This is a genomic window from Sphingomonas sp. ATCC 31555 (assembly GCF_000282895.1).
Classification (GTDB): Bacteria; Pseudomonadota; Alphaproteobacteria; order Sphingomonadales; family Sphingomonadaceae; genus Sphingomonas.
In genome coordinates, this window is the sequence record NZ_ALBQ01000021.1 from 113,942 (window position 1) to 137,694 (window position 23,753).

At 66.6% G+C, this 23,753-nt stretch carries 22 protein-coding genes and 1 tRNA gene; 12 read left to right on the plus strand and 11 right to left on the minus strand.

Annotation, left to right across the window (positions count from 1 at the left end; genetic code table 11):
• The first annotated feature begins 99 nt into the window (after window positions 1-99).
• Together mgrA and B215_RS0111495 are read left to right on the plus strand one after the other, a co-directional pair.
• On the plus strand, window positions 100-1,161 hold the full coding sequence (gene mgrA, locus B215_RS0111490) for an L-glyceraldehyde 3-phosphate reductase (RefSeq protein ID WP_019369793.1): 1,062 nt from the start codon (window positions 100-102) through the stop codon (window positions 1,159-1,161).
• Window positions 1,158-1,619: a GreA/GreB family elongation factor gene (locus B215_RS0111495; RefSeq protein WP_019369794.1), complete on the plus strand. Its 462-nt coding sequence runs from the start codon at window positions 1,158-1,160 to the stop codon at window positions 1,617-1,619. Before mgrA ends, B215_RS0111495 begins: the two co-directional genes overlap by 4 nt.
• 90 nt (window positions 1,620-1,709) lie before the next feature.
• Here B215_RS0111495 and B215_RS0111500 read toward each other — a convergent pair whose 3' ends face one another.
• The 5 genes from B215_RS0111500 to B215_RS0111520 all read right to left on the minus strand — a co-directional run bounded on the left by B215_RS0111500 (window position 1,710) and on the right by B215_RS0111520 (window position 8,856).
• Window positions 1,710-2,561, minus strand: coding sequence for a fumarylacetoacetate hydrolase family protein (locus B215_RS0111500; protein ID WP_019369795.1), 852 nt, complete (start codon window positions 2,559-2,561; stop codon window positions 1,710-1,712).
• A 128-nt stretch (window positions 2,562-2,689) separates the two neighbouring features.
• Complete coding sequence (locus B215_RS0111505; protein ID WP_026009181.1) at window positions 2,690-2,956, minus strand: hypothetical protein; 267 nt, start codon at window positions 2,954-2,956, stop codon at window positions 2,690-2,692.
• A gap of 81 nt (window positions 2,957-3,037) precedes the next feature.
• A complete protein-coding gene (locus B215_RS0111510) occupies window positions 3,038-4,468 on the minus strand; it encodes an efflux transporter outer membrane subunit (protein WP_026009182.1) in 1,431 nt (476 codons plus the stop codon).
• Window positions 4,469-4,473: 5 nt separating this feature from the next.
• Window positions 4,474-7,650, minus strand: coding sequence for an efflux RND transporter permease subunit (locus B215_RS0111515; RefSeq protein ID WP_019369798.1), 3,177 nt, complete (start codon window positions 7,648-7,650; stop codon window positions 4,474-4,476).
• Between the two features lie 6 nt (window positions 7,651-7,656).
• Window positions 7,657-8,856, minus strand: a complete 1,200-nt coding sequence (locus B215_RS0111520) for an efflux RND transporter periplasmic adaptor subunit (RefSeq protein WP_026009183.1) — start codon at window positions 8,854-8,856, stop codon at window positions 7,657-7,659.
• A 101-nt stretch (window positions 8,857-8,957) separates the two neighbouring features.
• Here B215_RS0111520 and B215_RS0111525 point away from each other — a divergent pair, with 101 nt between their 5' ends.
• The 4 genes from B215_RS0111525 to B215_RS0111540 are packed head-to-tail and all read left to right on the plus strand — an operon-like array spanning window position 8,958 to window position 12,408.
• Entirely contained in the window at window positions 8,958-9,590 is a 633-nt protein-coding gene (locus tag B215_RS0111525) for a TetR/AcrR family transcriptional regulator (protein ID WP_236704417.1), read from the plus strand.
• Between the two features lie 48 nt (window positions 9,591-9,638).
• A complete protein-coding gene (locus tag B215_RS0111530) occupies window positions 9,639-10,406 on the plus strand; it encodes a (Fe-S)-binding protein (RefSeq protein WP_019369801.1) in 768 nt (255 codons plus the stop codon).
• Complete coding sequence (locus B215_RS0111535) at window positions 10,403-11,794, plus strand: lactate utilization protein B (RefSeq protein ID WP_019369802.1); 1,392 nt, start codon at window positions 10,403-10,405, stop codon at window positions 11,792-11,794. Before B215_RS0111530 ends, B215_RS0111535 begins: the two co-directional genes overlap by 4 nt.
• Window positions 11,791-12,408, plus strand: coding sequence for a LutC/YkgG family protein (locus B215_RS0111540; RefSeq protein WP_019369803.1), 618 nt, complete (start codon window positions 11,791-11,793; stop codon window positions 12,406-12,408). The genes B215_RS0111535 and B215_RS0111540 overlap by 4 nt, the downstream gene beginning before the upstream one ends.
• Before the next feature lie 46 nt (window positions 12,409-12,454).
• Here the strand turns inward: B215_RS0111540 and B215_RS0111545 are convergent, their stop codons facing one another.
• From B215_RS0111545 to B215_RS0111565, 5 genes are all read right to left on the minus strand, one after another.
• Entirely contained in the window at window positions 12,455-12,958 is a 504-nt protein-coding gene (locus tag B215_RS0111545; RefSeq protein ID WP_019369804.1) for a DUF4262 domain-containing protein, read from the minus strand.
• A gap of 88 nt (window positions 12,959-13,046) precedes the next feature.
• Complete coding sequence (fucP, locus tag B215_RS0111550; RefSeq protein WP_019369805.1) at window positions 13,047-14,327, minus strand: L-fucose:H+ symporter permease; 1,281 nt, start codon at window positions 14,325-14,327, stop codon at window positions 13,047-13,049.
• 34 nt (window positions 14,328-14,361) lie between these two features.
• On the minus strand, window positions 14,362-15,129 hold the full coding sequence (locus B215_RS0111555; protein ID WP_019369806.1) for an SDR family oxidoreductase: 768 nt from the start codon (window positions 15,127-15,129) through the stop codon (window positions 14,362-14,364).
• Window positions 15,126-16,412: an L-fuconate dehydratase gene (locus tag B215_RS0111560; protein WP_019369807.1), complete on the minus strand. Its 1,287-nt coding sequence runs from the start codon at window positions 16,410-16,412 to the stop codon at window positions 15,126-15,128. The genes B215_RS0111555 and B215_RS0111560 overlap by 4 nt, the downstream gene beginning before the upstream one ends.
• On the minus strand, window positions 16,412-17,152 hold the full coding sequence (locus tag B215_RS0111565; RefSeq protein WP_026009185.1) for an SDR family oxidoreductase: 741 nt from the start codon (window positions 17,150-17,152) through the stop codon (window positions 16,412-16,414). The genes B215_RS0111560 and B215_RS0111565 overlap by 1 nt, the downstream gene beginning before the upstream one ends.
• A gap of 120 nt (window positions 17,153-17,272) precedes the next feature.
• On the opposite strand from B215_RS0111565, the gene B215_RS0111570 reads away from it, so the two are divergent.
• The 5 genes from B215_RS0111570 (at window position 17,273) to B215_RS0111590 (ending at window position 23,397) form a co-directional block, all read left to right on the plus strand.
• The gene (locus B215_RS0111570) at window positions 17,273-18,127 is read left to right on the plus strand and encodes an IclR family transcriptional regulator (RefSeq protein ID WP_019369809.1); all 855 of its coding nucleotides are present in this window, start codon (window positions 17,273-17,275) and stop codon (window positions 18,125-18,127) included.
• 73 nt (window positions 18,128-18,200) lie between these two features.
• On the plus strand, window positions 18,201-18,842 hold the full coding sequence (gene upp, locus B215_RS0111575) for a uracil phosphoribosyltransferase (protein WP_019369810.1): 642 nt from the start codon (window positions 18,201-18,203) through the stop codon (window positions 18,840-18,842).
• Window positions 18,843-19,144: 302 nt separating this feature from the next.
• Window positions 19,145-19,546 carry a DUF2147 domain-containing protein gene (locus B215_RS0111580; RefSeq protein WP_019369811.1) on the plus strand — a complete coding sequence of 134 codons (402 nt, stop codon included), beginning with the start codon at window positions 19,145-19,147 and terminating at the stop codon, window positions 19,544-19,546.
• A 40-nt stretch (window positions 19,547-19,586) separates the two neighbouring features.
• Window positions 19,587-20,873, plus strand: a complete 1,287-nt coding sequence (locus B215_RS0111585) for an OmpP1/FadL family transporter (RefSeq protein WP_019369812.1) — start codon at window positions 19,587-19,589, stop codon at window positions 20,871-20,873.
• A 130-nt stretch (window positions 20,874-21,003) separates the two neighbouring features.
• Entirely contained in the window at window positions 21,004-23,397 is a 2,394-nt protein-coding gene (locus tag B215_RS0111590) for a hypothetical protein (protein WP_026009187.1), read from the plus strand.
• A gap of 8 nt (window positions 23,398-23,405) precedes the next feature.
• Here the strand turns inward: B215_RS0111590 and B215_RS0111595 are convergent.
• Window positions 23,406-23,480: transfer RNA gene (locus tag B215_RS0111595), tRNA-Thr, on the minus strand.
• A gap of 101 nt (window positions 23,481-23,581) precedes the next feature.
• Here B215_RS0111595 and B215_RS21555 point away from each other — a divergent pair.
• Window positions 23,582-23,719, plus strand: coding sequence for a hypothetical protein (locus B215_RS21555; protein ID WP_019369814.1), 138 nt, complete (start codon window positions 23,582-23,584; stop codon window positions 23,717-23,719).
• Window positions 23,720-23,753 lie beyond the last annotated feature (34 nt).

Genomic DNA, 23,753 nt, shown 5'->3' on the forward strand with positions numbered 1-23,753 from the left:
CTGCCTGCAAATGCGCAGGAGCCTAAACTTCCTAAACTTAAGCCACACCGCGGCCGGCGCACAGAACGTCGCCGGTCGGCTGAAACGAGAGGAAAAACAATGCCCTATCCTCAGCCCTGGCATGCCGATGCCGAACGCTATGATGGCCGGATGCCGTATCGCCGCTGCGGCGTCAGCGGGCTCGATCTGCCGGCGATCAGCCTCGGGCTCTGGCAGAATTTCGGCGGCGAGGACGTATTCGAAAATGGCCGCGCCATGCTGCGCCGTGCCTTCGACTGCGGCGTGACGCACTTCGATCTCGCGAACAATTACGGCCCGCCCTACGGCTCGGCCGAGGAGAATTTCGGCCGCGTGCTGGCGACCGACTTCGCGAGCCACCGTGACGAGCTGATCATCTCGAGCAAGGCGGGCTGGGACATGTGGCCGGGGCCCTATGGGGACGTCGGCGGCAGCAAGAAATATCTGATCGCCTCGTGCGACCAGAGCCTCAAGCGGATGGGGCTCGACTATGTCGACATCTTCTACTCGCACCGCGTCGACCCCAAGACGCCGCTGGAAGAGACGATGGGCGCGCTCGCCCAGATCCACCGCCAGGGCAAGGCGCTATACGTGGGCATCTCCAGCTATTCGCCCGAGCTCACCCGCAAGGCCGCCGCGATCCTCGCCGACTACAAAGTGCCGCTCCTTATCCACCAGCCGAGCTATTCGATGCTCAACCGCTGGGTCGAGGAGAGCCTGCTCGATACGCTCGAGGATCTCGGCACCGGTTGCATCGCCTTTTCGCCGCTGGCGCAGGGAATGCTGACGCGCAAATACCTGAACGGCGTTCCGGAGGATGCGCGCGCGGCAAAGGGCGGCTCGCTGAACACCGCGCTGCTCTCGGACGAGAACATCGCTCGCATCCGAGCGCTTAACGCCATTGCAGAGAAGCGCGGCCAGACGCTCGCGCAGATGGCGATCGCCTGGGTGCTGCGCGATCCCCGTGTGACTTCGGCGCTGGTCGGCGCGCGGACGGTGCAGCAGCTCGACGACTCGCTCGATGCGGTGAAGAACCTCGGCTTCACCGCCGAGGAACTGGCCGAAATCGATACTCATGCAACCGAAGGCGCGATCGATCTTTGGAAAGTATCGTCCACGCTTGAGGAACTGCCGCAACGATGAGCGTCGCCTTCCGTCGCGAGAGCGATGAAGAACACAAGGAACCGAAGTTCGAGCTGCCGCTGCCGGCCGGCCCCAATCTGGTCACCGCGGCGGGGCCGGCGCTGATCGCGGGCAAGGTCGTGGCGCTGGAGGCCGCGATCGAAGCCGAGGGCGACGCGGAGGCCAGGGAAGGGCTGAAGCGCGAACTGCGCTACTGGAACACCCGCGCCGCCACCGCGCAGGTCGCGCCGGCTATCGAAGACGGCGTTGCGGGTATCGGGGCGCGGGTGCGGATCAAGCTGAATGGACGCGAGCGGGTTATCGAAATCGTCGGGCATGACGAGGCCGATCCCAGCGCGGACCGGCTGGCCTTCCAGGCTCCGCTCGCGCACGCGCTGCTCGGCGCGGAGGAAGGGGAGCGGATCGATTTCGGCGGGAAGTCGGAAGCGATAGAAGTATTGGCGGTGGAGGCCATGTAGCAGCCGGAGGGCGTTCCTCCCTCTCGCCGTGTGGGAGAGGGAGGAAGCGCCGAAGGCGCGGAAGGGTGAAGGGGATTGTTCCCCTTCAGATCACCCCTCGAGCTTGGCCAGATCGAAGGCGATCACATCCTGCCGCTGCGTGCCGAGACCGGCGATGCCGAGCTCCATCACGTCGCCGGGCTTGAGGAAGATCTTCTCCGGCTTCTGGCCCTCGCCCACGCCCGGGGGCGTGCCAGTGATCAGCAGGTCGCCGGGGTGGAGCGTGATGAAGCGGCTCATATACGCGATGCATTCCGCCACCGGGAAGATCATCGTCGACGTGTTGCCGGTCTGCATGCGCTTGCCGTTGAGGTCCAGATACATGTCCAGCGCCTGGCAGTCGGCGATCTCGTCCGCCGTGACCAGCCACGGGCCTACCGGACCGAAGGTGTCGCAGCCCTTGCCCTTGTCCCACTGGCTACCCAATTCCTTCTGGAAGGCGCGCTCGGAAACGTCGTTGGCGAGGACATAGCCGGCGACATGATCCAGCGCATCGGCTTGGTCGACATAGCGGCAGGTCTTGCCGATAATCACGCCCAGCTCGACTTCCCAGTCGCTCTTTTCGGAGCCCTTGGGGATCATCACGGGATCATTCGGGCCAGTCAGGCACGAGATCGCCTTGGTGAAGAAGATCGGCTCGGGCGGCGGCTCGAGGCCGGCTTCGCGGGCGTGGTCGGCATAGTTGAGGCCGATGGCCAGGAACTTGCCGATGCCGGCGACCGGTACGCCCAGGCGTGGATTGCCCTCGACGATGGGCAGGGTAGTGGGGTCAACGGCGCGAATTCGTTCGATCACGTCGACGGTAAGGTCGGGCACCAGCCCGGACAGATCACGGATACGGCCGTCCGAATCCAGCAGGCCGGGCTTTTCGGCACCGCGCGGACCGTAGCGAAGCAACTTCATGCAAGCGTCCTCAATTGGGGATGAAAGACGATTGCGCGATAGCGCCAAATTGCAGACTTGCCAAAGCGCGATTTGCGACGGCGTCTCAAAATATGAGACTGCACATCATAAACCGCGTTGGAGAGGGTTCAGCCCACCCGGCGCAGGTGCTTCCCGCCATATCGCTGCCCGAGATAGGCAGTGAGGCGCTGGAGATAGTTGCGTGCGTTGCTCGCCTTGTCCGGGCAGCAGGGCAGCGGGTTCTTGCTGATCCCGGCGGCACGTCGCTCGACCTTCTGGCACAGCAGTTCGATATCCTGGCGCGAAAGCAGGTTCTTCTCCCGCATCACGCACAACAGGCTTTCGAGGATGATCAGGCTCTCGTCACCCGCCTCCACTGGGGGCAGTTGAGCCATTTGTGAGTCGTTCTGCGACACCGCACCTCTCCTTCACTATTGGATCCAGAGAGTATGCGGATTTTCGCAGGTAGCAAGAGCTCAGTCGAGCCCGCCGCCTAAGGTTCTATACAGCGTTACCAGATTGCTCGCGCGGTTCAGACGAGTCGTGACGAGTTGCTGTTCTGCGGCATAAGCAGTGCGCTGCGAATCCAAGGCGGTCAGGAAGGAATCGACGCCGGCACGATAGCGTGCGTCCGAAAGGCGGGCGGCGACTTCGGCGGCTTGAGCCCGTGCCGCCTGCGCCCGAACCTGCTCGTCGATCGTCCCGCGTTGCGCCAGTGCATCGGCCACTTCGCGAAACGCCGTCTGGATCGTCTTGCGATAAGTGGCGACCGCGCCTTCGCGCGCGGCCTTGTAGTAATCGAGATTCGCCTCGTTCTTCCCGAAGTTGAAGATGTTCAGCGAAGCGGTGGGGGATACCGTGTAGGTATCCGTGCCCGATCCGAACAGCTTGCCGATCGTCGACGCAATCGATCCAACCGTGGCGGTGAGCGACAGGCTGGGGAAGAAGGCGGCGCGCGCTGCGCCGATATTGGCGTTCTGGGCAATCAACTGATGCTCGGCTTGCAGCACGTCCGGCCTGCGCAGCAGCACCTCGGACGGGACGTTGCCGGGCAGTGCGTCGATCGTGGCTCGGGCTTCGCCCAGTGTTTCGGGCAGCAGAGTCTCCGGTACCGGCGCGCCGGTGAGCAGCTGAAGGGCGTTCACGTCCTGCGCGATGCGCGTCTTCGCCGTCGCAACGTCGTTGCGTGCTGATTCATAGTTCGTCTCGGCCTGGCGCGATTCGAGTTCGGACGCGGTGCCAATGCGGAACTGCGCGCGCGTTAGCTCCAGCGACTGTTCGAACGCCTTGAGCGTGCGTTCGGCGATCACCAACTGCTCGCGATCCGAAGCGAGGGTGAGCCAGGCGCTGGCGATTTCACCAATTAACGTGACGCGGGTGGCCCGTTGCGCTTCGCTGCTGGCGAAATACTGTTCCTGCGCAGCGCGGCTGAGGTTGCGCACCCGGCCGAACAGATCGAGCTCGAACGAGGTTATCCCTGCGGAGACGCTGAAATTTTGAATGTCCTGCACGCCGCCGCTGCCCAGCGCGCCGCCGGCACTGGCCGCGAACTGCGCGGTGTTGGTGTAGGTGCCCGTGCCGCTCACGCCGAGCGCGGGGAACAGGTCCGCACGCTGGGCGCGGTACTGTGCCCGTGCCTGCAGCACGTTGGCGGCGGCGAGGCGCAGGTCCTGGTTGTTGTCGAGGCCCAGCTGGATCACCTGGCGCAGACGCTCGTCGAGGAAGAAGTCGCGCCAGCCGATCTTGCTGACGTCCGGCGCGTCGGTGGCGGCGACCGGGTAGACGCCGCCTTGGGGGAGAGCCGCCGGTACCGCAGGCTCGGGCCGGCTGTACTTGGGGGCGAGGTTGCAGGCTGAAAGTGCGGTGCTCGCGGCCAAGGCGAGGAGCAGGGGGAAGCGGTTGGTCACGGCCGTCAGGCTCCCTGGGGCGCCGGAGCGCCGCCGTCATGGGTGGTTGCGGGGGGCATCTCGTCCTTCGGGCGGCGGCGATCAAACATGCGGCGCACCACGACGAAGAACATCGGCACCAGGAAGATGGCGAGCACCGTGGCGGAGAGCATGCCACCCACGACCGAGCGTCCGATGGCGTTCTGGCCACCTGCGCCTGCGCCCGTGGAGATTGCCAGCGGCAGCACGCCGAAGATGAACGCCAGGCTGGTCATCAAAATGGGGCGAAGACGCAGCTTGGCAGCCTCGACCGCGGCGTCGAAGGCACTCATGCCTTCCCGCATCCGTTCCTCGGCGAACTCGACGATCAGGATCGCGTTTTTCGCCGAGACGCCGATCGTGGTGATCAGGCCGACCTGCAGGTAAATGTCATTGTTGAGGCCCGTCAGCCACGCAGCTAGCAGCGCGCCGATCACGCCGAGCGGCACCACCAGGATGACCGAGATCGGCACCGACCAGCTTTCGTAAAGCGCCGCGAGGCAGAGGAACACGATCAGCAGCGACAGCGCGTAGAGTGCGGGCGCCTGGCCGCCGGAGAGGCGCTCCTCGTACGAAAGGCCAGTCCATTCGAGCTGGGTGCCTGGCGGAAGCTTGGCATGAATTGCCTCCATCGCCGCCATTGCATCACCAGTCGACACGCCTGGGGCAGGCGAGCCGAGGATTTCCATCGCCGGCAGGCCGTTATAGCGAGTCAGCTGCACCGGCGCCTGTTCCCAGCTGAGCGTGGAGAAGGCGGTGAACGGCGTCATCGTGCCCGAAGGGCCGCGTACGAACAGGTTCGCGATATCCTCCGGCGCCAAACGATACGGGGCGTCCGCTTGGACATAGACGCGTTTGACGCGGCCGCGATCGACGAAGTCGTTGACATAGGCTCCGCCCCAGGCGGCGGCGATGGTATTGTTGACCGACGACAGCTCCAGGCCAAGCGCTTTTGCCTTGTCCTGATCGACGTCCACCTTGAGCTGCGGCGCGTCTTCCAGCGAATTCGGGCGCACGCCGACCAGGCGCTTGTCCTGCATCGCCATACCCAGCATCATGTTGCGAGCCTGCAACAGGCGCTCATGACCGATGCCGCCAGTATCGACGAGCTGCAGATCGAAGCCTGTCGCATTGCCGAGTTCCTGCACCGCCGGCGGAGTGACCGCGAAGATCAGGCCGTCGCGATACTGCGAGAAGGCGCCCATGGCCCGGCCGACCATCGACTGCGCCGAATTGGCGGCGCCCGAACGGTCCGCCCAGTCCTTCAGCGGGATGAACACCAGGCCGCTGTTCTGGCCGGAGCCGGCGAAGCTGAAGCCGTTGATGGTGAACACGCCCTGGACGTTGCCGCCTTCCTGCTTCAGGAAGTGGTCGCGGACGAGTTCCAGGCCTTTTTCGGTTCGCGTCGAAGTGGCGCCGGCTGGACCCTGTACCAGCGCGATGGCAATGCCTTGATCTTCCTCGGGCAGGAAGCCCGACGGCAGCCGCAGGAACAGGAAGGCCATGCCGCCGATGATCAGCAGGTAGACCAGACCCGAGCGCTTCCAGCTGCGGGCGGTGCTGCGCACGCCCCTTTCGTAGCGGCGCTGGCCATTGTCGAACTTCTCGTTGAACCAGCGGAAGAAGCGCGCGAGCGGCCCTTTGCCTTCACCCTTGCTTGGATCGTGCGGCTTGAGGATGGTGGCGCAGAGCGCGGGAGTAAGCACCAGCGCGACGAAGACCGAGAGCACCATAGCCGAGACAATGGTGATGGAAAACTGGCGATAAATCACGCCCGTGGAGCCGCCGAAGAACGCCATCGGCAGGAACACTGCCGACAGCACCAGGGCGACGCCGACCAGCGCGCTGGTAATCTCGTCCATCGACTTGCGGGCCGCGTCGATCGGGCTGAGATGCTCGGTGGTGATCAGGCGTTCGACATTTTCGACGACGACGATCGCATCGTCGACGAGCAGACCGATCGCCAGCACCATGCCGAACAGGGTGAGCGTGTTGATCGAGTAGCCGGCGATCGCCATCACCGCGAAGGTGCCGAGCAGTACGACCGGCACGGCGATCGTCGGGATAAGCGTCGCGCGGAAGTTCTGCAGGAAGAGGAACATCACCAGGAAGACAAGCACCACCGCTTCGATCAGCGTGTGCACAACCTGCTCGACCGAAAGGCGGACGAACGGCGTGGTGTCGTACGGATAGATGACCTTGATGTCGGCGGGGAAGGTCTTAGCGATCTCGTTGACGCGCGCCTTGACCAGATCCACCGTGCTCAGCGCATTCGCGCCGGGCGCGAGCTTGATGCCGAGACCGGCGCCAGGCTTGCCGTTCCACTTCGAATCGAAGCCGTAGTTTTCGGCACCCATCTCCACCCGGGCAACGTCACCCAAGCGCACAACCGAGCCGTCGCTGCCGCTCTTCAGGCGAACCTGGGCGAACTGGTCCGGCGTCGTCAGGCGCGATTGCACAGAGACGGTGGCGTTGAGCATCTGCTCCTTGGGTGCGGGCTGCGCGCCCAACTGACCGGCAGAGACCTGCGCATTCTGCGCGCGAATCGCTGTGGTCACGTCGTCCACGGTCAGGGCGTATTTGGTGAGCTTCACCGGATCGACCCAGACGCGCATCGCATATTGCGAGCCGAACACCTGCGTGTCGCCCACGCCGTTCACGCGGGACAGCGGATCCTGCAGCTTCGATACGGCGTAATCGGCAAGATCGGTGCCGCTGTGCGAGCCGTCTTCCGAATAGAGGCCGATCACCACCAGGAAGTTCTGGGTGGCCTTGGCGACCTGGATGCCCTGCTGCTGCACTTCCTGCGGCAGGAGCGGGGTGGCCGCCTGCAGCTTGTTCTGCACCTGCACCTGGGCGATGTCCGGATCGGTGCCCTGCTCGAAGGTCAGCGTGATCGTCACCGTGCCAGCAGACGACGAGGAGGACGAGAAGTAGCGAAGGTGGTCGATTCCCTTCATCTGCTGCTCGATGATCTGCGTCGTCGTGTTTTCCAGCGTCTTCGCATCCGCACCCGGATAGGTCGCGGTGATCGAGACGGCGGGCGGCGCGATGGCGGGGAACTGCGCGATCGGCAGGCTGCGGATCGCGAGGATGCCCGCCAGCATGATGATGATCGCGATGACCCACGCGAAGATGGGTCGATCGATGAAATAGCGCGACATGGGGCTTTACTTCCCTTGGGCGGGAGCGGCGGCGCCCGGCTGGCCCTGCGCGGGCTTGGCGTTCGGGTTCCAGGGCTGCGGCGTCACCGGCATGCCCGGCCGCAGCATCATGGCGCCTTCAACGATGACCTTGTCGCCCGGCTTGAGGCCGCTGGTGACGATCCAGGCGTCGCCGGCGGTCCGGCTGGTCTGGATCGGCCGCGGCTCGATTTTGTTTTCGGCGCCTACCACCAGCACGGTGGGGTTGCCACGCTCGTCACGGCTCACCGCGCGCTGTGGCACCAGCATCGCATTCTGCTGCGTGCCCTCGACGATGCGGGCGCGCACGAACATGCCCGGCAGCAACAGGCCGTTGGGGTTCGGGAACAGCGCGCGGATCACCTGGCTGCCCGTGGTCTCGTCGACCGTCACGTCGGCGAATCGTAGCGTGCCCTGCGGACCATAGTCGCTGCCGTCTTCCAGCTTCAGCGCAACCTTGGCGTTACCGTCGCGGGCGACCTGGCCAGCCATGATCTGCTGGCGCAGCTTGAGCAGGTCGGCGCTCGATTGCTGGATGTCGACATAGATGGGGTCGAGCCGCTGGATCGTCGTCAGCGCATTGGTTTGCGCGGCGGAGACCAGCGCACCCGTGGTGGAAACCGAACGCCCGATGCGGCCGCTGATCGGCGCTCTAATGGTGGTGCGAGCAAGATCGATTTCCGCCGTCCGCACTGCGGCCTGCTGCGAAGCGACGTCAGCGCGCGCCTGCGCGGCGCTGGCGACGGCGTTCTCATATTCCTGCTTCGAAATCGCGTTGATCTTGACCAGTTCGCCGTAGCGTCTGGCCAGCGCTTCCGTGGAAGCGATCGTCGCCTGGGCACGGGTCAGCGCGGCGCGGGCGCTGGCCACGGCGGCACGATAGGGGGCAGCATCGATCCGGTAGAGTGGCTGGCCCTGGCGCACCATGTCGCCTTCGGTGAACAGGCGGTCGAGGATGATGCCGTTGACCTGGGGGCGGACTTCCGAGCTCTCATAGGGGCTCAGCCGACCCGGAAGTTCACTGGTCAGCGGCACTGCCTGCTGCTGGACCGTGACATAGGATACCGGGGGTGGGCCTGCCTGACCGCCGGGGCCACCAGGCCCTCCGGCGCCCTGCTGCTGGGGCTGACTGCCACAAGCGGCGAGTGCAAGCGCGAGTGCCGGCGCGGTGTGACGGAAAAAAGTCATGCTAAGGCCTGCCGTTTGATATATGTGAGCGAACGTTCACTCACATTTTCCGCTACTGCGAAGTGAGTGACTCGGTCAAGATGGTTTTATAGGGGAGTCGAATGGCAGAAACTATGGAAGAAGGCGGTCTGGCTCCCCGCGAAAAGGCGTTGGTGCGACGCGAAAAAATCGTTTCGGCGGCTCGCAGGTTGTTCATTGCGAACGGTTTTCACGCGACGGGGGTGGCCCAAATCGCGAAAGAATCAGGCATTGCTGTCGGTCAAATTTACCGGGATTTCTCGTCGAAAGAGGCGATCGTCGCTGCAATTGTCGAAGTCGACTGCATTGAATTTCTCGCGCATGAAACCTTGCGCCGGGGCATCGACTCGGGCGATCTCGAGGCGGTGTGGACCTGGCTGGCCGATTTTCTGGACCATGAGCCCGACGAGTCTGATCCGTTGTTCGCCGAGATTTTCGCTGAGGCGGCCCGCAACGAACGGGTGGCGGCGATCTTCGAAAAGGTCCGCGAGGATGTTCGTGCGACGATGCTGGCGGCGCTGGAGGCACTTGCCCCCGGGGACGCATTTGCCGAGCGCCGATCCGGTCTCTCCGAACTGATTCTGGCGACGTCGCTGGGGCTGATGCAACACAGCTTCCTCAGCGATCCCAAGGATACGAAATGCGCGGCGGAACTGGCGACGAAGATGATCCGGATCGAGCTTGCCGCGATGCGGGCAGAAGGCGCAAAAGGATGAGTTTTCCCATTTTCTGGAGCGCGCGTTCGTAATGTGCAATAAAGCGGCATGAGCGAAGCCCTTTCGTCGCCGCGCATCGCGCTGTTCGTCACCTGCCTGGTCGATGCGATGCGGCCGCGGGTGGGCTTTGCGGCCCTGCGCGCCCTCGCCGATGCCGGGTGCGAGGTGGTGGTGCCGGAAGAGCAGACCTGTTGCGGGCAGCCGGCACTCAATTCGGGCGATCGCGCGACCGCAACCGACTTCGCCCGGCGCAACGTGGCGATGCTGGAATCGTACGAGGCGATCGTCGTCCCCTCCGGCAGCTGTGCGGGGACGATCCGTTGCCACTATCCCGAATTGCTCGCTGGCGACCCCGAATGGGCCGCGCGGGCCGAGGCGGTGGCGGCGAAGACATGGGAAATCCTCGCCTGGCTCGATGCGCGCGGCTGGCGGCCGGAGGGCGTGACGCTGCCCGCCACGGCGACCTATCATGACAGCTGCTCGGGCTTGCGTGAACTGGGCATCAAGGTGCAGCCGCGGCGGCTGCTCGGCGCGGTCGACGGGCTGGCGCTGGTGCCGCTCGCGGGCGAGGAGACCTGCTGCGGTTTCGGCGGCACCTTCTGCGTGAAATACCCGGCGATCTCCAACGCCATCGCCGACGAGAAGGCGGCGGCGGTGGAGGCGAGTGGCGCGGGGTTGCTGCTCGCGGGCGATCTCGGCTGCCTGATGAATATGGCGGGCAAGCTCCACCGGCGCGGATCCGAGGTGCGCGCCTTCCACACCATCGAGGTGCTGGCCGGCATGGCCGACGGCCCGGCGATCGGCGAAGCGCAATGAGCCGGGCGTTCGACGCGCGGGTCGATGCCGCGCTCGCCGACCGCCAGCTCAAGATCGCGGTCGAGCGCACCGCCGGCACCGCCGAGGCCAAGCGCGGCGCGGCGATCGACGCCTGGCCCAGCTTCGCCGCGGCGCGCGAGCGGGCGGCGGCGATCAAGGACCATGTGATCGCCAATCTCGGCAGCTACCTCGTCCAGTTCGAGGCGGCGGCAACCGCGGCGGGGGCGACAGTCCACTGGGCCGCCACTGCCGACGAGGCCTGCGCGATCGTGGTCGACCTTTGCCGCAAGGCCGGGGCGAAGAGCGTTGCCCGCTCCAAGTCGATGCTCGGCGAGGAGATCGGCCTGCCGCACGCGCTGGAGGCGGCGGGGATCGGCCGGGTCGAGACCGACCTTGCCGAACACATCATCCAGCTCGCCGGCGAGCGGCCCTCGCACATCATCTGGCCGGCGATGCACAAGACGCGCGAGCAGGTCTCGGCGCTGTTTCACGCCCGCCATCGCGAACCGCCTGTCGAGGAAAGCATCGTCGCGATGGCGGCGAGCGCGCGGCGGCAGTTGCGGGGCGAGATGCTGGGCGCCGATGTCGGCATTTCGGGCGCCAATTTCCTGATCGCGGATACCGGGCAGGTCTGCACCGTCACCAACGAGGGCAATGCCGAGCTCTCGCTGGTGCCGCCGCGCGTGCATATCGTCACCGCGGGGATCGAGAAGCTGGTCCCCTCGATGGACCATGCCGTGCATCTGCTGCGGCTGCTCGCCCGCTCGGCGACCGGCGCGGCGCTGACCCAGTACACCACCTTCTATGCCGGGCCGAAGCGGGCCGGGGACCGCGACGGGCCGGAAGAGATGCACATCGTACTGGTCGACAATGGCCGCAGCGCGATGCGCGACAATGGGCTGGGGGAGATGCTGCGCTGCATCCGCTGCGGCGCGTGCATGAACCACTGCGTGGTGTTCCGCCAGATCGGTGGCCATGCTTACGGCGGCACCTATCCTGGGCCGATGGGATCGGTGCTGACCCCCGCGCTCGACGGGCTGGCGGCGAGCCGCGATTTGCCCAACGCCTGCACGATGAACGGCAAGTGCCAGGAGGTGTGCCCGGTCGCGATTCCGCTACCCACGCTGCTGCGCGGCTGGCGCGAGAAGAGCTGGCGCGAGGGGCTGGAGCCGGTGACGCTGCGCTCAGGGTTGGGGCTCTGGGCCTGGGCGGCGCGGCGGCCGTGGCTGTATCGCGCAGGCGTGCGCTGGGCGATCCGGGCGATGCGGCTGGCCGGGCGCGGCTGGATCTCGCGGCTGCCCTTGGCCGGCGGCTGGACCGGCGGGCGCGACTTCCCCGCCCCCGCGGCGGAGAGCTTCATGGACCGCTATCGAAAGGGCGAACGATGAGCGCGCGCGACGCGATCCTGGCGCGGCTGGGGCCGGCGCGGGCGGCGGCGGATCTGGCTGCAGAGGCGGCGGCGCTGCTCGCGGGCGAGGAACGCGAGCGGCCGGCAGGGCCGGAGGATCTGGTGGCGCGCTTCCTGGCGCAGCTTGCGCTGCCGAGCGTGGCGGCGACGCATGCGCGGATCGGGTCGCTGGCAGAACTGCCGGGGGCTGTGGCGGGGTATCTGGCGGCCGAGGGTGCGGAACCGGCGCTGTGGCTGCCCCCCGATGCGCGGATGGACGGGCTGGACTGGTCGGGGCTCACCCGGCTGGCGGACTGTCCGATCGACGACGGCACGGTACTGGCGTTTGCGCGGGCCGGGGTGGCGGAGACGGGCTCGCTGGTGTTCGAGACGTCGCCGCAAGCGCCGATGCTCCCCAACTTCCTGGCGCTGCGCCACATCGTCGTGCTGGAGGTGGCCGGGTTAGTCCGCTGGCTGGAGGAGGCGGCACCGGGCGGCGCGGTGCCGCGCGCGCACTATTGGGTAACGGGCGTCAGCGGCACGACCGACATCGAAGGCACCTATGTCCGCGGCGCGCATGGCCCGCGGTTTCTGCATGTGGTGCTGGTGGGGTGATCGTCTTCTTAAGCCCCTCCTCGGAGGAGGGGCTTAGGATCGGCCATCAGCCGCTGACTTCCTGCTTCCAGCCGCGCTCGCTCAGATCCGGCTGATCATCGGCAAACTCCGGATTAAAGCCTGGCTGCCAAGGGAAGCGGCTCTCCCGATCGGGCCATACGATCTGGAGGCAGGGGAAGTCGTCCCCACCGTAAAACCATCGGCTGCGTCCGAGATATTCGGGGTAGAAGCGCGTCGCGACGGGAAAGGCATAGGCCGGCAGGTTCGCGAACGCGCGATCGGTCGACTCGCTGGTAGGCAGTCGGTTCCCAGCCTTCGCTGCTCGGAACAGGTCGGCGAACACATCCCGCACGATGTCCCGCTTCATGGAGAAAAGGATCAGTTCGGCGTGGCCGGTGGAATGCCACAAGCCGGTGGTGAACCGGAAGCCGGGGCCTTGCTCATCGGCCGGCACCGATGTGAAGGCCCAACCATATTGCCGCACCTTCTCGACGAAGTCCTGGTCTGACTCGTCGAGGGCTTCGAGCGGTGCATCAAGTGCGGTTCGCATGTGTGTTTGCTAGCGGGTTTGCCGGCGCAACGACATAGCAATTCCGCCACCCCATCCTCCCCTTTCAGGGGAGGGTCTTTTCAGTGCCTCAATGCCCCGCCGCCACCATCTTCACATCCTGCGCCGTCCCCCGCGCGCTCGCGCCGAAGGCGAGCACGACCAGGAACGCCGCCGCCGGCACCAGCAGCGCGAGGTTGATCCCCGCGAGGTCGGACAGATGCCCCATCGCCGCGGTTAGCACCGCGCCGCCGATGATCGCCATCACGATCAGCGAGGCGCCGATCTGCTTGAGCGGTCCCAGCCCGCCGATGCCGATCGCGAAGATCGTCGGGAACTGGATCGACATGAAGAAGCTCGCCGCGACCAGCGCATAGAGCCCGGTCGTCCCGCCGACGAACACCGCCGCGACGGTCAGCGCCGCCGAGAGCCCGGCGAACACCACCAGCAGCTGCGGCGCCGCGACCTTGCCGAGCATCGCCGCACCCACGAAGCGGCCGATGCCGAACAGCACCAGGCTGGCGAACAGATAGTCGGCCGCGCCCTGCTCGGTGAGGCCGGGCAGGTTCACCTGGGCGTAGCGGATCGTGTAGCTCCACAGCCCCACCTGCGCGCCGACATAGAAGAACTGCGCCACCACCGCGAAGACCAGCGTGCGGTCGCGCAGCACGGTGCCGAGCGCCTCGCCCGTCGGCACCGCGGGCGCGTCGCCGTCGCGGCGGTTGTCCGGGAAGGCGATCAGCGCGGCAGCGATCGCGAAGGCGAGGACGACGAGGCCGATCACCAGATAGGGCGTCTGCACCGAGGCGAGCTCGCCGCGCAGCGTCGCGGTCCGCTCGGCGGCGGACATCGCCGCCAGCGCCTTCTCGTCCTGCGCGAAGCTGGAGAGGATGAAATATTTCCCCACCAGCACGCCGAAGATCGTGCCGAGCGGGTTGGCGGCCTGCGCGAAGTTCAGCCGGCGGGCGGCGCCTTCGGGGCTGCCCAACTCGGCGATCAGCGGGCTGGCCGAGGTCTCGAGAAAGGCGAGGCCGCAGGCGATCACGAACAGCGCGGCCAGGAACCAGCGATATTCGCCGAAATGCGTCGCCGGATAGAAGAGCAGCGCGCCGATCGCGTAGAGGGTCAGGCCCGTCACGATCGCCGCCTTGTAGCCCCGCCGCCGCGCGAGCATCGCTGCCGGCGTCGCGAGCAGGAAATAGCCCATATAGAAGGCCTGCTGGACGAAGCTGGTCTCGAAATCGCTCAGCGTGAAGGCGCGGCGGAAATGCGCGATCAGGATGTCGTTGAGGTTGTTCGCCATTCCCCACAGGAAGAACAGCGAGACCGTCAGGATGATGGCGGGGGTGTAGCGTCCGGCCTTGCTGGCCATGAATCCTCTCCTTGGTGCGACGCCCCTGTTGGGGTCATTCGATGGCACGGTCCAGATGCGTGTAGCCGCCGTCGACGAACAGCCACTGGCCCGTGGTGTGGCTGGCCCGCGCGGAAAGCAGGAACAGCGCGGTATCGGCGATCTCTTCGGGCGTGGTGAAGCGGTGGCCGAAGGGCACCCGCCGCTCGATTTCCTCGCGCCGCGCTTCGGGGTTGTCGAAGCTCTTCAGCCATTCGGCATAGGCGGGGGTCTCGACCTCGGCCGGCACGATCGCATTGACGCGGATGCCGTCGCCGCGCAGCGCCACCGCCCATTCGCGGGTCAGCGCCAGCACCGCGCCCTTGGCGGCGGCATAGGCGCTGGTGTGCCCCTGGCCGGTGATCGAGGTCTTCGAGCCGATGTTGACGATCGCGCCTTGCGCCGCCTTGAGTTGCGGAAGTGCTGCCCGCGCCATGCCGAAATAATGGACGAGGTTGATGTCGAGCGAGGCGCGGAACTGCGCCGGGGTCGCCTCGAAGCCGAGATTGTCGTTGAGCCCGGCATTGTTGACCAGCCCGTCGATCCGCCCGAAGCGCGCGGCCACCGCGTCGACCGCAGCGACCACGGCATCGTCCTCGGCCAGCTCGCAGGGGTGGAACAGCCAGTCCTCGCCCAATTGCGCGACCAGCTCGGGCCGGGGCGGCTCGCGCGAGACGATGGCGGGGACCGCGCCTTCGCGCGCCAGCCCCGCGGCAATGGCCGCGCCGATTCCCGACGAGCCGCCGGTGACGATCACGACCCTGCCGGCGAGCCCCAGATTCATGCGCCGAACCGATACTGGACGAGCGTCTCGGGCTTCATCTCGATTGAATAGCCGGGACGCTGCGGCGGCATGTACGCCGCGTTCCTGATCACGCAGGGCTCCAGGAAATGTTCATGGAGATGATCCACATATTCGATGACCCTGCCGTCCATGGTGCCGGCAAAGCACAGATAGTCGATCATCGACAAGTGCTGGACGTATTCGCACAGCCCCACGCCGCCGGCATGCGGGCACACCGGCAGGTTGTAGCGCGCGGCGAGCAGCAGCACCGCCAGCGCCTCGTTCACGCCCCCGATGCGGCAGGCGTCGAGCTGGATCACGTCGACCGCGCCCACCGCCATGAACTGCTTGAACAGGATGCGGTTCTGGCACATCTCGCCGGTCGCGACCTGCACCTGGCCGATGCCGTCGCGGATCGCCTTGTGGCCGAGCACGTCGTCGGGGCTGGTCGGCTCCTCGATGAACCAGGGCTTGGCGAAGGCGAGCGCGTTGACCCAGTCGATCGCCTGGCCGACCTCCCACACCTGGTTGGCGTCGATCATCAGCTTGCGGTTCGGCCCCAGCACCTCGCGGGCGATGCGGACGCGGCGGATATCGTCCTCTAGGTCGCGGCCGACCTTGAGCTTGATATGGTCGAAGCCGGCATCGACCGCTTCCTGCGCGAGGCGGCGCAGCTTCTCGTCGGGATAGCCCAACCAACCGGCCGACGTGGTGTAGCAGGGATATCCGTTCGCCTCGAGCGTGGCGACGCGCTCCGCCTTGCCCGCCGCGCGCTCGGTAAGCAGGGCCAGCGCCTGCTCGGGCGTGATCGCATCGGTGAGGTAACGGAAATCGATCGCGCGGACGAGCTGCTCGGGCGTCATGTCCGCGACGAGCTTCCACACCGGCTTGCCCTCGGCCTTGGCCCAGAGGTCCCAGATCGCGTTGACCACCGCGCCGGTGGCGAGGTGCATCGCGCCCTTGTCCGGGCCGATCCAGCGGAGCTGGCTGTCGCCGGTCAGGTGCCGCCACATGCGCGCGGGCTCCTCGGCGATCCAGGCGAGGTCGAGGCCGATCACCAGGTGGCGCATCGCCTCGATCGCGGCGACGCAGATGTCGTTGCCGCGGCCGATGGTGAAGGTGAGGCCATGGCCTTCGAGTCCGGGCACGTCGGTTTCAAGGATGACATAGGCCGCCGAATAATCGGGGTCCGGGTTCATCGCGTCCGAGCCGTCGAGCGAGGCGCTGGTCGGGAAGCGCAGGTCGACGGTGCGCAGGCCGATGATGCGGGCGTTCATCGTCATCAGTTCACCCAGCCGCCGTCGATCACATGCACCGCGCCGGTGGTGAAGGCAGCCTCGTCACTGGCGAGATAGCAGACCAGCGCGGCGATTTCCTCCTCACGGCCGAGCCGGCCCATCGGCTGGCGGGCAACAAAGGCGGCATGCGCTTCCTCTACCGCGATGCCCTGCTGCGCAGCTTGTTCCGCAACGCGCTGGCGCAGGCTCGGGGTGTCGACGGTGCCCGGGCATACTGCGTTGCAGCGGATTCCCTTGGCGACGAAATCCGCAGCGACCGATTTGGTAAGACCAATAACGGCCGCCTTTGATGCGCCATAGGCGTGGCGGTTGGGGATGCCCTTCACGCTCGACGCAATCGACGACATGTTGACGATCGCGCCGCCGCCCTTGGCCAGCATGCCGGGCAGGAAGGCGCGGATCATGCGGTGCATGGCGTGGACGTTGAGATCGAAGGACAGCATCCAGTCCTCGTCGCTGCCGTCGAGGATGGAGCCCGCTGCGACGAACCCGGCGATGTTGGCCAGAATGTCGACCGCGCCGACAGTTTCCGGCAGCGCAGCGATCGCCTGCGCGTCGAGCAGGTCGAGCACGACGGCTTCCACGCCATCCATCGTCGCCAGCGCAGCACCATCGCGATCAAGGGCGTAGACTCGCGCGCCTTCGTCGCGGAGCCGCAGCGCCGTTGCCCGGCCGATGCCATGCCCCGCGGCGGTTACGATCGCGGTCTTGTTCCGGAAACGCATTGCCTCCCCATCTCCTTCGAACGTTTTCATAGGTCAAAATGACTTTCATCTTCTTAGGCGTAAGCGGCCGTTCTTCGCAAGTGGCATGACAGGCCGCGTCGCTTTCGGTAGCGTTACCTTATGACCGACCATGCATCGACCGCACCCGCCGACAAATCCCCCAGTTATGCCGCGCCTGCGCTGGAAAAGGCGATTGACGTGATCGAGCTGCTGAGCAGCGAGCCGCAGGGACTGACGATCAGCGAAATTGCGCAGCGGCTGGGCCGGTCGATCAGCGAGCTGTTTCGAATCATCGTGGTGCTCGACCGGCGCGGCTGGCTGCACAAGGACGGCGGCAGTGATCGCTACCGCGTCACCTATCGTGTGCTGGAGATCGCCCATCGTGCGACCCCGGCGCAGGAGCTGACTCATGTCGCCACGCCGCTGATGCACAGCCTGGCCGCGGCGACGGTGCAGTCCTGCCATCTGGTGGTGGTGAACGGCACCCGCGGGCTAATCGTGGCGCGGCAGGAAAGCCCAGGCCAGACCGGCTTCGCAGTGCGGCTGGGCACCGAGATCGACCTGCTTACCAGCTGCTCGGGCCATGTGCTGCTGGCGGCGATGGAGCCGGAACGCCGTGCCACACTGTATCCGAAGGGGCTGCCCAAGGGGCTTGCCGCGCGCCTTGAGGTGGTGCGCGCGCAAGGGCACGAATCGATCCCTAGCGCCCGGATGGCAGGCGTATCCGACATGAGCTGCCCGGTCTTCGGGTTCGACGGCCATGTCGTGGCGGCGCTGACCATCCCATTTCTCGCCGCGATCGACGACGCGCCGCACGTCTCGCACGACGAGGCGCTGGAGCGTCTGAAGGCAACCGCGACCGCGATTTCCACGGCGCTGGGCTGGTTTGATCGGGTCGAGGCGCCGGTGGTGCCCAGCCTCTCCGTTGCCACGCCGGTCCGGCGGCGGCGGGCGGTGCGCGTCCAGCCGGCGTAACGCCAGCGGGTGCCACCGGCCCGTGCTTCCCGAAAGCTTGCGCCAGGCGACGGCACCGGGCAGTGCTGCTCGCATGATCGACGGCCTCACGATCGCCAGCCATCCGCTCGTCCAGCATAAGCTGGCGGTTCTGCGGAATCGCGAAACCTCCACCGCCCGGTTCCGCACCGAATTACGGGCGATTGCTGCGCTGATCGGGTACGAGGCGACGCGCCATCTGCCGCTGGCTGCAATGTCGATCGAAACGCCGATCACAGCGATGGCTGCCCCAATGCTGGCGGGGCCGCCGCCGGTGATCGTGCCGATCCTGCGGGCGGGCCTGGCGATGGCGGAGGGCGTGTTGGATCTGTTGCCCGAAGCGGCAGTGGCGCATCTCGGGCTGTACCGCGATCCGGCGACGCTGGAAGCGATTGAATATTACTTCAAGGCACCGGAGGATCTGGCCGATCGGCTGGTGCTGCTCGTCGATCCGATGCTGGCGACCGGCCACAGCGCAATTGCAGCGCTTGATCGGCTGAAGGGCGTCGGCGCGCGGTCCCTAAACTTTCTCTGTTTGCTAGCCGCCGCGCCCGGCGTGGCGGCGGTGCGTGCGGCACACCCGGACGTGCCAATCTGGGCGGCGGGCTTAGACCCGGCGCTGAACGACCATGGCTATATCGTGCCCGGTCTCGGCGACGCGGGCGATCGCAGCTTCGGAACGCTCGCCGCCGGTTGAACCGGCGATTCGATCGAAGTTCGCGGGTCGGCGAGGCCCCCTGCGGGATTTTTTTGCTCCGTGTGGCGGCCAGGCTGCCGGGTTTCCTGCCGTTACGGCATGCAGGACGCGCAACGTTGCGCTTTGGTGCTTGCCCTCCCGCGATACCGCCTGTCCGCTCCGTCATCAGCCATGCTGCCATTGCGGAACTTTGATGGTTCGGTATGGTTTCCGTCAGGAAAGGCTTTTCAGGTAAACGTACCGATAGCCGTTCCTTGCCACACTTTTCTGTGGCGAGAGTTGTTGCTGGTGGAATAATAAGTATGCTGATCAGCTTGATTGCTGCGATGGTCGCGTCGCAGATGGGAGAGGGTGTCGAAGGCCGCTGGAAAACGGAGACGCGCAATGCGATCGTCGAGATCCAGCGTTGCGGCCCCTCGATTTGCGGTAGAATTCTCACCTCGGATGCGTTGCGCGCGAACCCCGGCCTGCGCGATGCGAAGAACCCCAAGCCGCCGTTGCGAACCCGCCCGCTGCGCGGGTTGCTGATCCTCGAAGGGTTTCAGCCGGCTGCCGATGGCTGGCGCGGCGGGCGCATTTACAATGCCGAAGACGGCAAGACCTATAGCGGCGAGATCCGCCTGGCCGGCCGCGATCAGCTGAAGCTGCGCGGCTGCGTCTTCAAACCGTTCTGCCGAACCCAGACCTGGACCCGGGTGCGCTGAGGCGCGCGTCTCCCGGCCTCTGACATTTTCGAGGGACATCATGTTGTACACGCGTACCCTGTTTGCCGCCGGCACTGGGCTGACGGCCCTGTGCGGCTTTACGGGCCTGGCCCACGCCCAGGCTTTTTATCTTCAGGAACAGTCCGCGCGCGCCGCCGGCCGTGCATTTTCGGGCGAGGCCGCCGATACGGGCGCCGCGTCGCTTTGGTGGAATCCGGCTGCGATCGCCGATGCGGCGGAGAGCGAGGTGGTGCTCAACGCCTCGCTCATCCTCCCGCGCGGCCAAGTGGTCGATACCGGCACCCGCATCGCGCGGCCGGGCCAGCCCGCCACCGCGGTGGGCGGCGACCCGATCTCGCGAAACCCGATCAACAACGGCGTGCTGCCGTCCGGTGCCATCGCGGTGCCGGTGGCGCGCGGGGTGGCGTTGGGCCTCGCAGTCACGTCGCCATACAGCTTCACCACCGATTATCCGGCGAACAGCTGGGCGCGGTACAGCGCGGACAAAACGCGGCTGCGCACGATCGACATCCAGCCGTCTGTCGCGGTGTCGGTAACCGATTGGCTGCGTGTGGGCGCCGGTGCGAATGTCGAATACACCGATGCTAGCCTCAGCAACGCGCTTCCCAACGTGCTTGCCACGCTGCCGGACGGCCGCCAGGAACTGAAGGGCGACGGCTGGGATGTGGGCTGGACCGCGGGCTTCCAGATGCACAACGATAGGGTGACGGTCGGCTACAGCTACAAATCCGCCATCCGTCACAAGCTGAAGGGCGATCTGGTGGTCAGCGGACTGGTAGGGCCGCTTGCACCGGGGAACAGCACGCTTTCCGGCGTCGAGGCCGATTTCTACACACCCGCGCAGCACATCGTCGGCCTGCGCTATCGTGCGAATGACGCGATTACATTGAATGCGCAGCTGGTGCATTTCGGCTGGGACAAGTTCGATGCCATCCGGCTTGGCGCGCCGCTTAACGCCGCGATTCCCGAGCAATATCGCGAAAGCTGGAGCTATGCCGCCGGCGTGGATTATGCCGTGTCACCGGCTCTTACGCTGCGCGGCGGCGTGCAGCGCGCTACCACGCCGACCCAGAATGGTCGGCGCGACGCCCGCGTGCCCGATGCGAACCGATGGAACTTCGCGCTCGGCGGCTCCTATGCGCTCACGTCGCGGATCACGCTGGATGCCGCGGCCAATTATGTCGACTTCGCCAATGCAACCATCGATCGCCCGACGGTGGATGCCGGCTCGACGATATTGACCTCCGGTGAGGTGCGCAATGCGCGGGCGCTGGTCTTCTCGCTGGGCGGACGTATGCGGTTCTGACGGATGCGGGCGGGCCGTGGAACCGGCTCGCCGGCATGGCGATTATCAGGGGGGTACGGCGTCGGCGATGCGGCGGGCGCATGCGCCTGCGCGCTGGCGGAGGCTGGCGCGTCTCCCCTATAGGTCGGCCATGGTTCGCGTATCCTCACTCCTTGTACTTCTGGCGGCGCTGGTATTGGCCGCCGTCCCCGCACGTGCCCAGCAGAACGGCTTCGATCTGGCCGGGCCGGTGCTGGCGTTGACCGTGACGCGCGGCGACGTTGAGCTTCCGATCGGTGCCGTGCCGTCGCTGTTGCCCGGCGATCGCCTCCGCGTGGAAGCAGATTTCCCCGAGCATCAATCGGCGCGGTACCTGATGATCGTCGTGTTCCTGCGCGGCGCGACGAATCCCCCGCCAAAGGATTGGTTCTACGCGGCCGAAACCTGGCGCAAGAAGAAGAACCGGCTGGATCTGAAGGTGCCCGATGGCGCAGAGCAGGCGGTGGTGCTGCTCGCACCGGAGACGGGCGGCGGGTTCGATTCGGTACGCGACGCGGTACGGGGGCGGCCGGGCGTGTTCGTGCGCGCCGCGCAGGATCTGCACCAGGCATCACTTGATCGGGCACGGCTGGATGCGTTTGTCACCGCGATCGGGCGCATCGGCGAAGCGACGCCCCAGCGGCTGGCGGAAGCTGCGCCCGTGCTGGCCAATGCGCTGCGCATCAAGCTGAAGGCCGAATGCCTTTCGCGCCCGCGCGGGCTGCAGGCGGCCTGCCTGACGCAGGATCGCGACAATCTGGTGCTCCAGGCACAGCGCGGAAGCACCCTGGCTGAAACGCTGACCGGCACGCCTGTGGACCTCGCTTATCGAATCGCGGCGACTCCCGAGGGCGGCGGGGGCTATTTCAGCCCCTATATCGGCTTGGCCCGTGATCTGGCGCGGCTGTTCGGCGCATTTCGCAGCCCCCAATATCAGTATCTGCCGGCGCTATCGCTGGCCCGGTCGGCACAGATGCAGTTGCTGCTCAATGCGGCGCCATCTTTCCAGAGCCCACGATCGGTGCTGGTCGCCGCTTTGCCGCCGATCGGGCCGGCAAGCCGCCCCTTGTGGCGCGCCGCCGGGCCGGCGCCGGTGTGCCTGGGCAAGCCCGATCTGGCGCTGCCGCTGGACGATGCGCCGCTGCTCTACGCCACCGACTACGCACGGGACCTCGCGGTGCAGCTGACCGGCCCCGACGGCAAGGCGCGGAGCTTGCCAGTGCTGGCGGACGTCGAGAAAGGTGGTGTGCGCTTGGCCGGTGGCGTGCCCGAAGATCTCGGCGCCGTCTCCAACGCGGTGCTGCAGGGCCGCTGGGGCTTCGATGGGTTCACCGGGCCTCGGCTCCCCGTCCAGCGCGATGCTGCCGGCGCGTGGCATGCCGAGCCCGATGCGGGCGTGGTGGTCGGTCGCGACCATCCCCTCGTCCTGCGCGGCGGCGCGGCTTTTTGCGTGTCGCAGCTGGTGCTGCGGGATGCGAAGGGCGTCACCCGGCCATTGACCTTCAAGATCACCGGGCAGGACGAAATCTCCACCACGCTGCCGCTGGGTGACGCGCGGCCCGGCAAGATGGGGATTACCATCGCCCGCTTCGGCACCGCCGCGCCGGAGACGCTGGAGCTCGCCGCCCGGCTCGAGGCGAGTCGAATCGACCGCTTCGTGCTGCATGCCGGGGATCGCGAGGGCGTGCTGGAAGGCGCGCGTCTCGATCAGGTAGCCGGGCTTGACTTGGGCGGCGTCCGCTTCGCGCCCGGGGCACTTTCGCGAGGGGAGAAAGGCGATCGGCTCGTGCTCGCCGCCGACGCGGAACCGCTGACGGGGCCGGGTGAAGCTACGATTCGCCTGCAGGACGGCCGAACGGTGCGCCTGGCGGTGAAGATTGCCGAACCGCGTCCGGCGGCCGCGCTGCTCAGCCGGGCTGCATCGGGCGCTGCCGCGCCGGGCGCGCTGCCGCTCACGCTGCCCGATGGCCTGTTACCGGCCGATGCCACGATCGCCTTCTCGTTCAAGATCGCGCGCGGCAGCCTGGCGCGCAGCGACCATGTGGAAATTGCGACCATGTCCGGCGGCGCTACCGGTCGGCTCGGCTTTGCCGACGGCGCGTTGCAGCGCGTCGCGGGGGACGTGATCGTCGCCCGGTTTGATCCGCGCGCCCTGCTCGGTCCGGGCGTAGCGGGGCAGCTACGCTTCCGGCTGGTGCAGGATGGCGTGGCGGGCAATTGGCAGCCGCTGGCGACGCTGGTGCGTTTGCCGGTGCTGACCGGCGTTACCTGCACGGAGCTATGCGACCTGCATGGGCGCGACCTGTTCCTCTTGTCTGCCGTCAGCACCACCGCCGACTTTGCCAAGGCCACTTCCGTTCCGCTAGGCTTTGTTGGGGACTCGCTTCGCCTGCCGCGGCTCGCGGGCAAGATGCTATTCGTGCGGCTGCACGATTCCGGCGATGCCGTTGTCGGTGTCACGCTAGGGGAGGCAGAGTCGCCGGCCCGTCAGGCGGGCGGTGAATGAAGGGGAAATGGTGCTGCCGGCGAGGATTGAACTCGCGACCTCAGCCTTACCAAGGATGCGCTCTACCACTGAGCTACGGCAGCACTGTTTCCGATGCCCGCTGGCCAGCGCCAATCGGGAGGCGCCTATGTGCAGCGCGGGTGCCGATTGTCAACCCGCATCGTGCCGGTTTATCGCAATTGCCATGAAGGATGTGGAAAAGCAGGCCCGGCTGGCCGAAAAGCTGCGCGAAAACCTGCGCCGGCGAAAGGCGCAGGCGCGCGAGGCGAAGGCCGAAGCCGGTGCCCAGGGACCGGGCGACCGCCACGAATCAAGCGATTAGCTCGATCCACCCCTGCGAGGGGGATCGAACCACC